General features: G+C 27.1%; 18 protein-coding genes, 3 tRNA genes and 1 pseudogene. 16 read left to right on the forward strand and 6 right to left on the reverse strand.

The annotated features are described in order from the left end of the window. The first annotated feature begins 53 nt into the window (after nt 1-53). The 10 genes and pseudogenes from ABNT63_RS00080 (at nt 54) to ABNT63_RS00130 (ending at nt 8,516) form a co-directional block, all read left to right on the forward strand. Nucleotides 54-917: an Hsp33 family molecular chaperone HslO gene (locus ABNT63_RS00080; RefSeq protein ID WP_348735875.1), complete on the forward strand. Its 864-nt coding sequence runs from the start codon at nt 54-56 to the stop codon at nt 915-917. Between the two features lie 115 nt (nt 918-1,032). Next, nucleotides 1,033-1,974 carry an ABC transporter ATP-binding protein gene (locus ABNT63_RS00085; protein WP_348735876.1) on the forward strand — a complete coding sequence of 314 codons (942 nt, stop codon included), beginning with the start codon at nt 1,033-1,035 and terminating at the stop codon, nt 1,972-1,974. Between the two features lie 461 nt (nt 1,975-2,435). Continuing rightward, nucleotides 2,436-3,430 (forward strand): annotated as a pseudogene (gene dusB / locus ABNT63_RS11325) (tRNA dihydrouridine synthase DusB). Nucleotides 3,431-3,447: 17 nt separating this feature from the next. Then, the gene (lysS, locus tag ABNT63_RS00100; protein ID WP_348735878.1) at nt 3,448-4,950 is read left to right on the forward strand and encodes a lysine--tRNA ligase; all 1,503 of its coding nucleotides are present in this window, start codon (nt 3,448-3,450) and stop codon (nt 4,948-4,950) included. Nucleotides 4,951-4,958: 8 nt separating this feature from the next. Next, complete coding sequence (locus ABNT63_RS00105; RefSeq protein WP_348735879.1) at nt 4,959-5,963, forward strand: asparagine synthetase AsnA; 1,005 nt, start codon at nt 4,959-4,961, stop codon at nt 5,961-5,963. Next, nucleotides 5,964-6,650, forward strand: a complete 687-nt coding sequence (locus ABNT63_RS00110; protein ID WP_348735880.1) for an IspD/TarI family cytidylyltransferase — start codon at nt 5,964-5,966, stop codon at nt 6,648-6,650. It abuts the gene before it with no gap. Nucleotides 6,651-6,763: 113 nt separating this feature from the next. Further along, nucleotides 6,764-7,213 carry a 30S ribosomal protein S6 gene (gene rpsF, locus ABNT63_RS00115; protein ID WP_348735881.1) on the forward strand — a complete coding sequence of 150 codons (450 nt, stop codon included), beginning with the start codon at nt 6,764-6,766 and terminating at the stop codon, nt 7,211-7,213. A gap of 23 nt (nt 7,214-7,236) precedes the next feature. Continuing rightward, entirely contained in the window at nt 7,237-7,677 is a 441-nt protein-coding gene (locus ABNT63_RS00120) for a single-stranded DNA-binding protein (RefSeq protein ID WP_348735883.1), read from the forward strand. 18 nt (nt 7,678-7,695) lie between these two features. Beyond that, a complete protein-coding gene (gene rpsR, locus ABNT63_RS00125; RefSeq protein ID WP_126820611.1) occupies nt 7,696-7,920 on the forward strand; it encodes a 30S ribosomal protein S18 in 225 nt (74 codons plus the stop codon). A 92-nt stretch (nt 7,921-8,012) separates the two neighbouring features. After that, nucleotides 8,013-8,516 carry a hypothetical protein gene (locus ABNT63_RS00130; protein ID WP_348735884.1) on the forward strand — a complete coding sequence of 168 codons (504 nt, stop codon included), beginning with the start codon at nt 8,013-8,015 and terminating at the stop codon, nt 8,514-8,516. An 88-nt stretch (nt 8,517-8,604) separates the two neighbouring features. On the opposite strand, the gene ABNT63_RS00135 is transcribed toward ABNT63_RS00130, so the two are convergent. The 4 genes from ABNT63_RS00135 to ABNT63_RS00150 all read right to left on the reverse strand — a co-directional run bounded on the left by ABNT63_RS00135 (nt 8,605) and on the right by ABNT63_RS00150 (nt 9,763). Then, nucleotides 8,605-9,009 (reverse strand): hypothetical protein, encoded by a 405-nt coding sequence (locus ABNT63_RS00135; protein WP_348735885.1) that lies wholly within the window; start codon nt 9,007-9,009, stop codon nt 8,605-8,607. Next, nucleotides 9,009-9,146: a DNA adenine methylase gene (locus ABNT63_RS00140; RefSeq protein ID WP_348735886.1), complete on the reverse strand. Its 138-nt coding sequence runs from the start codon at nt 9,144-9,146 to the stop codon at nt 9,009-9,011. Before ABNT63_RS00140 ends, ABNT63_RS00135 begins: the two co-directional genes overlap by 1 nt. 219 nt (nt 9,147-9,365) lie before the next feature. Next, nucleotides 9,366-9,614, reverse strand: coding sequence for a hypothetical protein (locus ABNT63_RS00145; protein ID WP_348735887.1), 249 nt, complete (start codon nt 9,612-9,614; stop codon nt 9,366-9,368). Then, nucleotides 9,614-9,763 (reverse strand): hypothetical protein, encoded by a 150-nt coding sequence (locus ABNT63_RS00150; protein WP_348735186.1) that lies wholly within the window; start codon nt 9,761-9,763, stop codon nt 9,614-9,616. The genes ABNT63_RS00145 and ABNT63_RS00150 overlap by 1 nt, the downstream gene beginning before the upstream one ends. 654 nt (nt 9,764-10,417) lie before the next feature. On the opposite strand from ABNT63_RS00150, the gene ABNT63_RS00155 reads away from it, so the two are divergent. The 5 genes from ABNT63_RS00155 to ABNT63_RS00175 all read left to right on the forward strand — a co-directional run bounded on the left by ABNT63_RS00155 (nt 10,418) and on the right by ABNT63_RS00175 (nt 11,549). After that, complete coding sequence (locus ABNT63_RS00155) at nt 10,418-10,642, forward strand: acyl carrier protein (RefSeq protein WP_348735888.1); 225 nt, start codon at nt 10,418-10,420, stop codon at nt 10,640-10,642. A gap of 14 nt (nt 10,643-10,656) precedes the next feature. Beyond that, on the forward strand, nt 10,657-11,109 hold the full coding sequence (locus ABNT63_RS00160) for a Fur family transcriptional regulator (protein WP_348735889.1): 453 nt from the start codon (nt 10,657-10,659) through the stop codon (nt 11,107-11,109). A 104-nt stretch (nt 11,110-11,213) separates the two neighbouring features. Further along, nucleotides 11,214-11,289: transfer RNA gene (locus ABNT63_RS00165), tRNA-Trp, on the forward strand. 81 nt (nt 11,290-11,370) lie between these two features. After that, nucleotides 11,371-11,445: transfer RNA gene (locus tag ABNT63_RS00170), tRNA-Trp, on the forward strand. A gap of 11 nt (nt 11,446-11,456) precedes the next feature. Continuing rightward, nucleotides 11,457-11,549 (forward strand) — tRNA-Ser (locus tag ABNT63_RS00175). Between the two features lie 55 nt (nt 11,550-11,604). Here the strand turns inward: ABNT63_RS00175 and ABNT63_RS00180 are convergent. Both ABNT63_RS00180 and ABNT63_RS00185 read right to left on the reverse strand, forming a co-directional pair. Continuing rightward, nucleotides 11,605-12,462 (reverse strand): DegV family protein, encoded by an 858-nt coding sequence (locus tag ABNT63_RS00180; RefSeq protein WP_348735890.1) that lies wholly within the window; start codon nt 12,460-12,462, stop codon nt 11,605-11,607. Between the two features lie 15 nt (nt 12,463-12,477). Continuing rightward, complete coding sequence (locus ABNT63_RS00185) at nt 12,478-13,320, reverse strand: DegV family protein (RefSeq protein WP_348735891.1); 843 nt, start codon at nt 13,318-13,320, stop codon at nt 12,478-12,480. Between the two features lie 127 nt (nt 13,321-13,447). Between ABNT63_RS00185 and ABNT63_RS00190 the strand changes: the two genes are divergently transcribed. Beyond that, the gene (locus ABNT63_RS00190; RefSeq protein WP_348735892.1) at nt 13,448-13,708 is read left to right on the forward strand and encodes a hypothetical protein; all 261 of its coding nucleotides are present in this window, start codon (nt 13,448-13,450) and stop codon (nt 13,706-13,708) included. The last annotated feature ends 25 nt before the right edge of the window (nt 13,709-13,733 follow it).

A 13,733-nucleotide genomic window follows, 5' to 3' on the forward strand; every position in this document is an offset into this window, starting at 1 on the left:
GATGATTATACTATAATTGCAAAGGAAAGAAATTTATAAAGGAGTTTAAAGGAATGAACAAAGTAACGAAAGCAATTAGTAATGTTCATAATGTTAAAATGACAGTTGTTGATGCAACTAAATCATTAAACGATATTATTAAATTACATGCAACTAATCCACTTGCAACAATTGTGTTGTCAAGAGTTGTTCTAGTCACTATTTTAATTGGTAGTGATATGAAAAATGCAACTGATAAAATGACAAGTATTATTAATGGAAATGGTCCAATTGGAACGATTATGGCAGAATATACTGGTCATAAAGTACGAGGATTTTGTGCTAATCCACAATTTGATGTTGATGAAATTGATCGTGAACATAATGTTATTTCCCAAGTAGTTGGTACAAATGGTTATTTACGCGTAATGAAAGATTTAGGAATGAAAGAAAGTTTCTCAGGTCAAATTCAATTAATTTCTGGTGAAATTAATTTAGATTTTACTTATTATTTAGCACAAAGTGAACAAATTAAATCAGTTATTGCATGTTCAATTAAAATGAATGAAGATAATACAATTGCAAAAGCAGTTGGTTTTTTTGCACAGTTGTTACCAGAACATAAAGAAGAAGATATTGACTATTTAGAAGAAAAAATTGAAAATATAGAAAACATTAGTCATAAATTAATTGCTGAAGATAATTTAATTAATATTTTTAAACTTATTGATCAAAAAGCCAAAGTGTTAGAAGTTGATGAAGTTAAATTTGAATGTAGTTGCTCATACGAAAAAGCTTTAGAATCAGCAAAATTATTAGGTGATGAGCAACTTAATGAAATTTTAATAAATAATGGTGAAATTGAAATTGCATGTGATTTTTGCCGCAAAAAATATCATATTAGAGCAAGTGATTTAAAAAGTTTACTTAAAGAATAAGGGCAAGATATCTTAAATAAGTTGATAAAATTATAATAATTTTGTTATGATATTATTATGATAAAAAATAATTGTAAAATGTATTTTAGTATTTAAAGGGGAGGCATAACACAAGATGGCTGAAATTAAAGATGTACCTAGTACAGACCAAACAAAACCACATAGGAAAGAAGCTAAAGCAAAAAAACCAAATGACAAGGAACCAAAAGAAAAAGTTGATTATACTGCCGTTAAAGAATTTAAACAAAAGTTAAAAGAGCAAAAGAAACAAACAAAGTTATATTCAAAACGAATTCTAAAAGGGGAAATTATTTCAACAAAAAATAGTAAACCAGATACAAGTAAATATGTAATTGAACTAGTTAATGTGAAAAAATCATATATTACTGGGGAAGTTGAAACACCAGTTTTAAAAGGAATTAATTTAAAATTAGAAAAAGGAGACTTTATTGTTATTCTAGGTCCTTCTGGATCAGGAAAAACAACATTACTAAACATTATTTCAGGTTTAGATAAAGTTTCAAGTGGTGATGTTTTTGCTATTGGCTATAACTTATCGTTATTAAAAGATGTTGATTTAACAAAATTTAGACGAGATAATGTTGGTTTTATTTTCCAACAATATAATTTATTAACTAATTTAACTGCCAAAGAAAATGCTGAAGTTGGGGAAAATTTAAGTAAAAACAAAAATAAGGATATGACAATTAAAGATATTTTTGAGACAATTGGAATGGAAGAACAAATAAACAAATATCCTCACCAAATGTCAGGAGGACAACAACAACGGGTTTCAATTGCTAGAGCATTAGCAAAAAATCCAGATATTTTATTTGGTGATGAACCAACAGGAGCTTTAGATGAAGAAATGGGTCGAAAAGTACTTGAAATTTTAGTTGATGTTAATAAAAAATATAAAACAACGGTTATTATTGTTACGCATAACCCAAATATTGCCGATATTGCTAATACAGTTATTCATGTTCGTAATGGATTAATTGACCAAATTAAGAAAAATACATATCCAAAGAAACCAAGTGAAATTGATTGATCTTAATTTGTAAAACGCTATTATGTGTTTTACATTTATTTATTAATATTATTAGAAATATTTTTTAAAATAATAAAATAATTTTAGAATATATTTAATGAATTATTGAAATTTGTTACAATTAAAAAGAAGCTATCGTTTAACTATTTACTTACAAGTAATATTTATTAAGCAATATTTTTGTAAGAAGGAAATTCAGATGACAGATTGTAGGTTATCTTGCCATGCTTGTCAATGTTCATATTCAGGTACAAACAGTGACCATAAATTTTTTGAATGTGATTGCAACAAACCACATGGCCGAAAATAATATTTTGTTTCTCATTTTTGAGAAACTTTTTTTGTAATATCATATATGAACTATAATAAGGAATAATTAGCCTTAAAAATAGTTTTTTTATTGAATTTATTGTTATTTTTGATTAAAATTTATCTAATGACTGTTAATTAAAGAAGGAATTAAAAAAATGAGAATTGGAAATATTGAAATCAAAGGGCAAGTTTTTTTAGCATCAATGGCCGGAATTACGAATTAAGCATTCCGAATTATTTGTCATGAATTAGGAGCAGGATTGGTTTATGCTGAAATGGTTAGTGATAAAGCAATTTTACAAAAAAAATGAACGAATTTTACAAATGATTAAGGTAAATAAATTAGAACATCCAATTTCAATGCAAATTTTTGGAACAGATATGGAAACTTTTGTTGCAGTAGCAAAATATGTTGATCAACATAGTGATTGTGATATTATTGATATTAATATGGGTTGTCCTGCACCAAAAATTGCAATTAAGTCACAAACAGGGTCATATTTATTAAAACATTCTCAACGCATTTATGAAGTTGTTAAAGCAGTGATTGAAAATGTTACTAAACCAGTAACTGTTAAAATTCGAATTGGCTAAGATGAAGAGAATATTAATTGTGTTGAAATTGCAAAATATTGTGAACAAGCAGGAGCACAAGTAATTGCAGTTCATGCTCGAACACGAAATCAATTTTATTCTGGAAAAGCTGATTGAAATTGAATTAGGAAAGTAAAAGAAAATGTTGCAATTCCAGTAATTGGGAATGGTGATGTTTTTACTTGTGAAGATGCAAAACGAATGTTAAAAGAGACTGGTTGTGATGCAATTATGTTAGCACGAGGAGCACAAGGCAATCCATAAGTATTTAAACATATTCAACATTTTTTAGATACTGGTGAAAAAATTGAGCAACCGCCATTAGATGAATGGCGGAATATTATTTTCCGCCATGCAGAATTATTATCAAATTTTAAAGGGAGAAGGAATTGCAGCGAGTGAAATGCGGAAAAATTTAGCCTTTTATTTTAAAGGAAAGCCAGAAGCTACTAATTATAAAATTCAGGCAACGCAAATAAATACAATATTTGAGTTAAAAATGCTTGTTAATGAACATATTGCCTATTATAATAGTAATATTAGTGTTGCTAAATAGTAAAAAGGAGAATTAAAATGAAGAAACGTAATTTTACAGAACAAGAGCAAATTAGACGTGATAAATTAAAAAAAATGGTTAACGATGGGCATAATCCTTTTGTAATTGCTAAGTTTGACCGAACACATACAAGTAAAGAACTTAATGAACAATTTAATCATTTATCAAAAGAGGAATTAGCCACAAGTAGTGATAATATAATAGTTAAAATTGCGGGTCGAATTAAAACATTTCGTGAAGCAGGAAAAGCTAGTTTTGTAACGTTACAAGATCAAAATGGAATTTTTCAAATTTATGTTCGAAATGATGAAGTTGGTGATGAAAAATATCAAGAATTTATTAATTTTGATTTAGGAGATATTATCGGAATTACTGGAATAATGATGAAAACAAACACTGGGGAATTAACAGTGCGAGTTAAAGAATTTGTTTTATTAGCAAAAGCATTGCGTACATTGCCTGACAAATATCATGGAATGACTGATATTGAAGAAAAATATCGTCGTCGTTATGTTGATTTAATTACATCAGCGGAAACAAAATATATTTTTATTAAGCGTAGTAAGATTATTGCTTTAATGCGAGATTTTTTTAATAGTAAGGGATATTTAGAAGTTGAAACACCTGTTTTACAGCCTATTCATGGTGGCGCAGCGGCAAAACCATTTATAACTCATCATAATACATTAGATATGAATTTTTATCTACGAGTAGCAACAGAATTACCTCTAAAACGGTTAATTGTTGGTGGCTTTGATGGAGTTTATGAAATAGGACGATTATTTAGAAATGAAGGAATGGATACACGCCATAATCCAGAGTTTACAACAGTTGAAATTTATGTTGCATATCAAGATATGAATTTTATGATGCAATTAACAGAGGATATTATCTGTTACATTACAAAAAACATTTTAAATAAAGATGAAACAAAATACGATGGAGTAATGATTTTATTCAAACAGCCATGAAAACGTTGACATATGGTTGATGCAATTAAAGAGTTAGTGGGAATTGATTTTTGAAAACCAATGACTTTTGCTGAAGCAAAGAAAATTGCAAAAGAAAAAAAACTACCAATTGAAAAATTTCATACTTCTATTGGACATATTATTAATTTGTTTTTTGAAGAATTTGTGGAAGATAAATTAATTCAACCAACATTTATTTATGGTCATCCCGTTGAAGTTTCTCCATTGGCAAAAACAAATGCAGAAGATCCAAGATTTACTGATCGATTTGAATTATTTATTAAAGGGCGTGAATATGCAAATGCTTATTCAGAATTAAACAATCCAGTTGAACAATATGAGCGTTTTGTTAGTCAATTAGCAGAACGTGATAATGGTAATGATGAAGCACAAGAATTAGATATTGATTTTATTGAAGCATTGGAATATGGAATGCCACCAACAGGTGGTTTAGGAATTGGAATTGATCGCCTAGTTATGTTATTAACAGGACAAGATTCAATTAAAGATGTATTATTATTTCCCCACATGCGACCAAGAGGAAAATAGGTGATTGTATGGCATTTGGTATTGAAATTGGTTATAGTTCAATTTTAACATTACGTGAAACAGTAGAAGCAATTAGTTTAATTAAACGTGAATTAGTTCGTCGTTTTATTATTCAATTTAATTTATTAAAAGTTGATGCACCTTTAATTACTACAGAAGAAAAAGGGTTTAATGATGATTTTCGAATGACAGAACGACCAATTGATTTTGATATTTTACCAACTAATTTGGTTGGTGAAATATTACAGTCACACAATAAATGGCGACGAAATGCAATTAAGCAATATGAATTGTTAAAAAACGAAGGAATTTTAACAACGGCAATGGTTTTGCGTCGTGATATTAAGCAATCAAATAGCCAAGCAGTAAGTTTTAGCGAAATTGGATTTGATTTATTATTAGAAGAAAAAGACATTACATTATTAAAAATTAAGCAAACAATTGATAAAGCAACTAATATTGTTAGTGATGTAGAAGACATTTTATTATTAAAATTTCCGCAATTAAATAAGAAATTTAAGAAAAAATTAAATTGAACAAGTCAAATTGAATTACAAAAAGCAATGCGATTATTAAGTTATCAAGAACGCTTGAATCGCTATACAAGAGAAAATGGTGCTACAATCCTCTATGGTTTAAAAAATAGTATTACTAATAATACGATCGAAATTAGTGAATCGCAAGATGTTTTTAATTGGGAACTCTATGCGAAAATTTTTGTTTATGATTTTGTGTTAGAAAAAGCTATTTGTATTGGTTATTGTGCTGCTACTGTTAATTCTGATGTTTTAAAAAGTCAATTAGCAGTAACAAAAGAAACAAGTAAATTAAGAACAGAATATGATGCAAAAGTAGCAACAAATGACTTACCAGTGACACTTTCGTTCGGACTTTTTAAGTCACAATTAGATTTATTTTTATTAGAAAAACAACATATTGGTGAAGTTATTGTTTCGGTTTGAAGTGATGATTTTTTAGAATATGTTAAGAAAAATGGAATTGAAATTTTATAAATGAAAAATTATACGGTAATTATTGTGGCAGCTGGGAAGTCATCACGTTTTAATCAGAAGGACAATAAGTTGCTATATCAACTTGATAATAAACAAACTATTATTGAACAAACATTAATGTTATTTTTAAGTGATCCACTTTGTACAGAAATTATTGTTGGTGTTAATGAAGAAATTTTAACTTTTTTATTGAAAAAAAATTACCAAGCAAAAAATATCCAATTTATTATGGGCGGCATAGAACGAGTTGATACGATTTATCAATGTTTAATTAATCATAAAATTAGTAATGAAATTATAATGATTCATGATGGTGTGCGTTGTTTTACTAATTTAACTTTTATTAATCAATTAAATCAAGTTTTTCAACAAAAAAATTATGAAATGCTAATTCCAATTTTACCAATTACTGAAACCCTTAAAAAGGTTAAAAATAATTTTATTGAAAAAACATTACCTCGAGAAGAATATTTTACAATTCAGACGCCACAAGTTTTTAAAGCAAGATTATTATATCAAGTTTATGACAGATATTTTCAAACTAAAAATAGAACAATAATTTATGATGATAGTTATTTAGTAGAGTTATTTTCACCAGAAACAAAAATTCATACAATTTATGGTGAAAAACAAAACATTAAATTAACTTATGTTGATGATTTAAAATTATTAAAATTATTAAAATAACGCTTACAATTAAAGGAAATATAAGGTATAATAATTGGCGAGTTAATAATGCTTGAATTATAATTATTAACTCCTTGTCCGAATAGGACCTAGACCAAAAGGAGGAAAATAAAATGCGTAAATATGAAATTATGTATATATTAAATCCCGAAGCAACTAATTTGGATGAATTAGAAAGTAAATTACACCAAATTTTAGAAGCTAATGGGGGAAAAATAGAAGAACACGGAAAATGAGGAATTAAAGATTTAGTATATCCAATTAATAAGAAAACAAAAGGATATTATGGAGTATTAATTGTTAATACAACATCAGAAAACATTGATGAATTTGTTCGAATTAGTAATATTGAACAAGATGTATTACGAATTTTAGTAATTAATACAGAAAAAGAAAAAGGATATATTCAATCAACTGTTTATGCAAAAACAGAAGTTAAGAATGATAAACCAGACCGTGATCGTAGATCAGGGAATAAAAAAACTGATTATAAACGTCATGAACAACGTTCAGAAGGTGAAGAAGCAAAATCAGAAAATGCATCAACTGAAACAAAAGAATAAAAAATTAGGAGTGTGCAAGAGTTATGTTAAATCGAGTTTCATTAGTAGGAAGACTAACCCGTGATTTAGAATTAAAAAATTCTGTTAATGGTAAACCATTTGTTGCTTTTACATTAGCAGTAAATAATAACTTTAATAACCAAGCTTCGTTTATTCCTTGCTTTGCTTGAAATAAAACGGCAGAAAATATGGCCCGTTATTTAAAAAAAGGATCATTAATTGCATTAGATGGACGTTTACAAACGAGAAGTGATAATGTTAATGGTCAAGTTACAACAATTGTTCAAGTAATTGCTGATATGGTTTCTTTTTTAGATTCAAAAGGTGCTACTGCTGCTACTAACATTGGTGGTCCATCAATGCCAATTGCTAATGATTTTTCTAACGCAACTTTTGAACAACCAGAACCACAAGATGATAATAATATTACTTTTGATGGCGATGATGCAATTTTATGAGATTAAAAAGAAAGGAAAAAGAAAATGAATCCAAAATTTAAACGTTTTAAAAAACAATGTTATTTTACAAAAAATAAAATAACACACATTGATTATAAAGATATTGAATTATTAAAAAAATTTATTTCTGGTAATGGGCAAATTTTGCCAAAACGAGTAACAGGAACAACTGCTAAAAATCAAAGAATGTTAGCAACAGCAATTAAAAGAGCTCGTCAAATGGCTTTATTACCATTTGTTATTGATTAAAAAATACTTACTTTTGTGAGTATTTTTTCTTTTTTCGTGTAGAATTAATATGATATATATCATAGGCAGTAAAAAAGTTAAGGGATGACATTATGAAACAAAATCCAAGATTTATTAATGTTTTCAGAACAGAGGCAAAAGAAAAAATAGCAAAAAATTGACTACAAATAATTAAGTATATGCTAATTTGCTTTGTGCCTTTTTTGTATGGTTTTATTTGTTGCTGAGCTTTTTGAAACCCATTAACAAAAATTGGTAATATTCCTATGGCAATTGTTGACAATGATAGACCACCTTGTATCGCCTATGTTGTTCAGAAACAAGGAACTGATGAAAATAACTTATTAACTTCGCCAACTGTTGAATATTTTAATTCTGACACATTAGCAGTTTGCCAAGAAAAAGCACAAGAATGATTTGATAATAATAAAGATATTGATAAAGATCTTTATAAATTGCAATATCGTTATGATAGCATGGTGAATTTATCTGTTACAAATAATAAATTTTATAATATTAATGAGAGTGTTGCATATAAATGGGTATTATTTAATTTATTTAAAAACAAGAAAATTTTTTCTTTTATAAAAACATAATAACACAAAAAAATAAAAATACAAAAAATAATTTCATATTTTAACATACTAAAAAATAGTTTAAAAACTAAAATTAAATTATTTTAAATTAACTAAAATTAAATCTCATAATTTTTAAATCCAAAATATTTTTAAATGTTGAAAATGAAAATGTTTTATTCCCATATCCCAAACAAGATTTTACAACTCTTGAAACATCACTTTCAGCAGATACGCCAATATTTCACTCTTTATTTTGATTTAAAATAACATTTTTTAAATTAATAAAATACCTTAATTTAATTCTTTCATTCTGTAATGATTTTAAAAAAGTTATAAATTCGTCGTATTTTCCTTGTAAAAATAATTCCTTTGTGTGTAAATAATTTTTAAAGGATTCTTTACTACGATTACCACAATATATATTATTCTTTAATTCTCTTATTGCATGAAATATATCAAATATAAACATACCATCTAAAATTTTAGCAGTTTTTTTTAATTCATTTAGCACTATTCCCACCAATATACGGAAGCACCTCCACAAAATAAATCTATAAATTTATCAAATTTAGCCGGTAATAATGCTTTAATTTTATCAAAGTGTTTAGCTTTTTCACCTGGCCAAGACAACGGACTAATAAATTTCATTCTAATCCTCCTTTACTATAAAATGTTTAAATAATGTATATGTATTGTAATAAACATTGTTAAATATATAAAATTAAAAATTAAGGCACACTGAAAATAACTACTTAGTTTTAATTAATAGCTATTAAAATATAAAATTATACGTTTATAATTAATCAACTCACATAAAAGCTAGTGTGCCAAAATATATGAATAGCTATGGATCAGTTATAATAAATATTAAAAGCCTTTAACCATGACATGGAAAAAGTTTAATATTTTAATAATTACTCAAATTCCAAATGGAATTAAAATAATTCAAGCATCACCTAAAAAGGTCATTAATTGTGGTAACACAGCATAAACAGCATCTTTAACTTTCATCATTGCTTGTCCCAAACTGCTTCAAATAGAATCCATTCCACTTGAAATAGTAGGAGTATCTGTAGCTAGAAAATTAACAGCTGTTGTTAAATACATACCTAACATTATTCTTTATCCTCCTTGTTTTCAATTTCTTTTTTATCTTTTTTCTTACCTCGAATTTGACGAATTTTTTGATAAATCGATAAACCAATTCAAGCAAGAATTCCTAAAATAATAACAATACTAAATATTCATGTTAACCATACTGGTATAATTTAATTCTTCCTAAAAATTTAGCTTGCGTGACACGCTCCGCGTGTTCGCTACGCTAAAAAATAAACAATATTGAATAAATTACCGCTAATAAATTACGCGGATAATTTATTCATTTTCTTTTAAATTATTAGTTACTATCTTATTAACAGTATTAATAACAATATCTTTTCCATACTTTTTCACTAACGACCGCAAAATAAAATATTGCTTTGTTTGCATAATTTCAACTCCTTAAATTAAATTTTCTATACATAAAAGAAAAAACAAGATATAATCTTGTTTTTAACTAACAACCCGTATCTTTGCAACAGTTCCAAAATTGTTTTAGATCCTAGAAAATTACGAACAAAAATTAATTATGTATATAGTGAATATTATTTTGATAATATTTGTTTTCATTATTATTTTTTAAAATGTTGAATTCCGTAAATTATGTTTTTTTATCATCCAACAAGTTATCTTAGTTTCTATTATAGTAATGAAAAAATTAGTTATTCAAAAACAATAATTGTCTATCATTATCATAATGAACAACAATTATATCAAGCTTGGAATCTTACATTAGAAAGCTTACACTAGTGAATGCTATTATTTTATTGCTAAACTTGTTATAATTATATTAATTATTAAGAGAATGTGAGAGATTTTAAATGAATGTGCTAGATGAAATTAAAAAAGTTTTAAAAGAACGTGGAATTTCTAAACCAATTAATTTAAATACGGAGTTTAAAACATTAGGATTAGATTCATTAGATTTGATGGATTTAGTTATTGAGGCTGAGAAAAAATGTGGGATTCAAATACCAGATGATAAATTAATGGATATTAAAACAGTTGCAGATTTAGTTGAAGTTATTAAAGAAATTAAAAAATAAAGGAGCTGGTGGCAATGGCATTATCATATGACGGGATTGTACAGTTATTAAAAAGTAAAAATTACCGAATTACTGAAATTAGGTTAGCAATTATTAAAATTTTATCAGAAAAGCAACATTTAACGTTAACTGAAATTGTAACATTATTAGAACAAAAATTTAAAAATGTTAATTTAATGTCAGTTTACAACACAATTGATTTATTAATTAGTGAGCATATTGTTTTTACAAATTCTTTTGATGGTAAACAAATTTGATATGATTTAGCAGAAAACCCATCCTTTCATATGGTTTGTGATATTTGTAAAAATGTTGTTCATATTAAAGATACGAATATTTTACATGAAATTAAGTTAGATAATTTAAAAGATGTAATGACAAATATTAATTGAGAACCAGTCCATTTTAAAATTGAAGGTCATGGAATCTGTAACCAGTGCCATAATAAAAAATATGAACCACTTTAATTTGAAGCGTACTTCAATGAAGAAAATAAGTAAAATTATTTGCTATTTTCTATTATTTTGTTAAAATGGTTAAGTGCCAATTTAGGCGCTTAATTTATCTTGTTAGGGGTATAGTTCAATCGGTAGAACATCGGACTTCAAATCCGAGTGTTGTGGGTTCAAGTCCTGCTACCCCTGCCATAACATAAAAAGATGAAAGTATGGAAATACTTTTTTATTTTGCCATATTTATCTTATTATGTTATGATTTAAAAAGGATTTAGGGGTGTAGTTTAATGGTAGAACAGCGGTCTCCAACACCGTACGTTGTGGGTTCAAGTCCTATCACCCCTGCCAGTTTAAACAGTGGAAGTATACCCAAGTCTGGTTTAAGGGGGCGGTCTCGAAAACCGTTAGATGGAGTGATCCATGCAAGAGTTCGAATCTCTTTACTTCCGCCATTTAATGAAGAAAAAATGAAAAATCATTTCTAATATTAGAAATGATTTTTCATTACTATTTAATTTGTGGAACACCAACAAAAGCAATTGTGTTTAACCCTGCATGTGCAACAAAGATATTAGCTAAATTTTCGGTGTGGTAATTAACTTTTAATTCATTTAATTTTTGTGTAACATTATCTCAAACTTTGCTAGCACATTCACTTGTTTTTAAAACAAATAATTGAAAGTTTATTTTAACTGTTTTTTTAAATTTTTCTCATGTTTCAATTAAAGTTTCAATTAAATTATTTAAAGTTCGTGATGAGGCAATTTTCTTAGGATGTTCTCCTCATTGAATTAAAATTTTAATTTTAAATAAGTTAATTAATGATAATAAAACTTTTCCAACACGTCCACCTTTTGATAAACGATCTAAACTACCAGGAATCATTGCCATATATGTTTTTTGCTCAAGTTCATTTGTTTTTGCAATAATTTCTTCGACACTAAGCTTTTGTTTTGTTAATTCATTAGCATAAATTATTAATGTTTTTAAAGCAAAAGCTGCTGTATGATTACGAACAACATGAACTTTTCCACGATATTTTTCATCTTGACTTAAAAGATAAGCAGTTGCATATTGGCTTGAAAGTTTCTCAGCAATTGGATAATGAATAATTTCATCATATGTTTTTAAAATTTCGTCATATTTAACCATTAATTCACCAGTTGATGCTTGACTTGTTTTTGTTGTTCCTGTTTGAACAACTTCATAAAAATTATGTTTTGTTGTTTCTTCTTCCGCATCTAAGATATCAACTTCATTATTTAAAATAATGTGTAAGGGAATAACATGAATACCTAATTGTTTAATTTCTGCTGTTGTGAAACCTGCTGATGAATCAGTTAAGATTGCAATTTTTTTACTCATTGGTTGTACCTCCTTTTATTCATCTCAACATACTAGCACAACCGTATTTGTTCCTGTATGAGCTGCTATAACATTTGGCAAAATGTATGTTGAAATAATTTTAGCACCCGCGTCTTCAATAATATTGTAAACTTCTTTTAATGTTTCATCATCTGTTTTTGAATGCAATAAAATAATGTTTTTTCAATTTTGCCGTTCTTTTTTTATTTGTCCTAAAGCTGTTTCAACAGCTTTTTTAAATGTTCTAGTTTTATCAAATTTATCAATGCGACCATCATATCTCAAAATAGGGGTTATCTTTAAAAGCGATGCTAAAGCTGCCGCTGCCGCTGTAATTCGACCCCCGCGTTTTAAAGTTTCCAAACTTTTTGAGATAATAAAGGCGCTAACTTTTGTTTTAATTAAATCAAGTTTTGATTGAATTTTTGTTAATTCAATTCCTTCTCCAATTCATTGATATACTAGATCAATCATATATACTAGCAGTTGACTTACCCCGTCAGTATCAATAACAAAGACTTTGTTTTTATATTCATCGCCTTGAGCTAACATTGAAATATTTTCATGCTGACCAGATAGCCCTTTTGATAATCCCATAAAAACAATACCATCATATTTTTTTAACAATTCTTTTCAAGTACTTAACATTTTTCCCATTGGAATTTGACTAGTTTTGATAACTTGATGTTTTAAAATATCATAAAATTCATTAAATGAAATAACATCTTCGTCATCTTCCACTTCACTTCCATCTGGAAAATTTAGTAATAATGGTAATAAATAAATATCTTCATATTTTTTTAAATCGTCTTTCTTAATTCCAGACGATGAGTCGATTATTAATGCAACTTTGCGCATATTTTTCCTCCATTTATTTCTATCTCTTAAGTATCATTGAATCTAAGTTAAGGTATTGTTAACGTCTTAACAATATATTAATTATAAACTTTGATATAATAATTTCAAGGATGAAAGGAAGATAACAATGAAAATTACTACTGAACAGAAAAAAATGTATGAGACTATTTTACAAACATTTGGACCATCTGGATATGAGCAAGAAGTTGTTAAACTATTAAAACAATATTATCAAAAATATACTTCAGAAATAATTCAGGATAATTTAGGGAGTTGCTTTGCTGTAATTCGAAATCAAAAAGGAATTACAAATCCAAAAAAAGTAATGTTAATGGCACATGGTGATGAAGTTGGCTTTATGGTAAGCCAAATTAATGTAAAGGTTTAGTTCGTATTAATCCATTAGGAGGTAT

The organism is Spiroplasma endosymbiont of Ammophila pubescens, assembly GCF_964020965.1.
GTDB lineage: Bacteria > Bacillota_I > Bacilli_A > Mycoplasmatales > Mycoplasmataceae > Spiroplasma.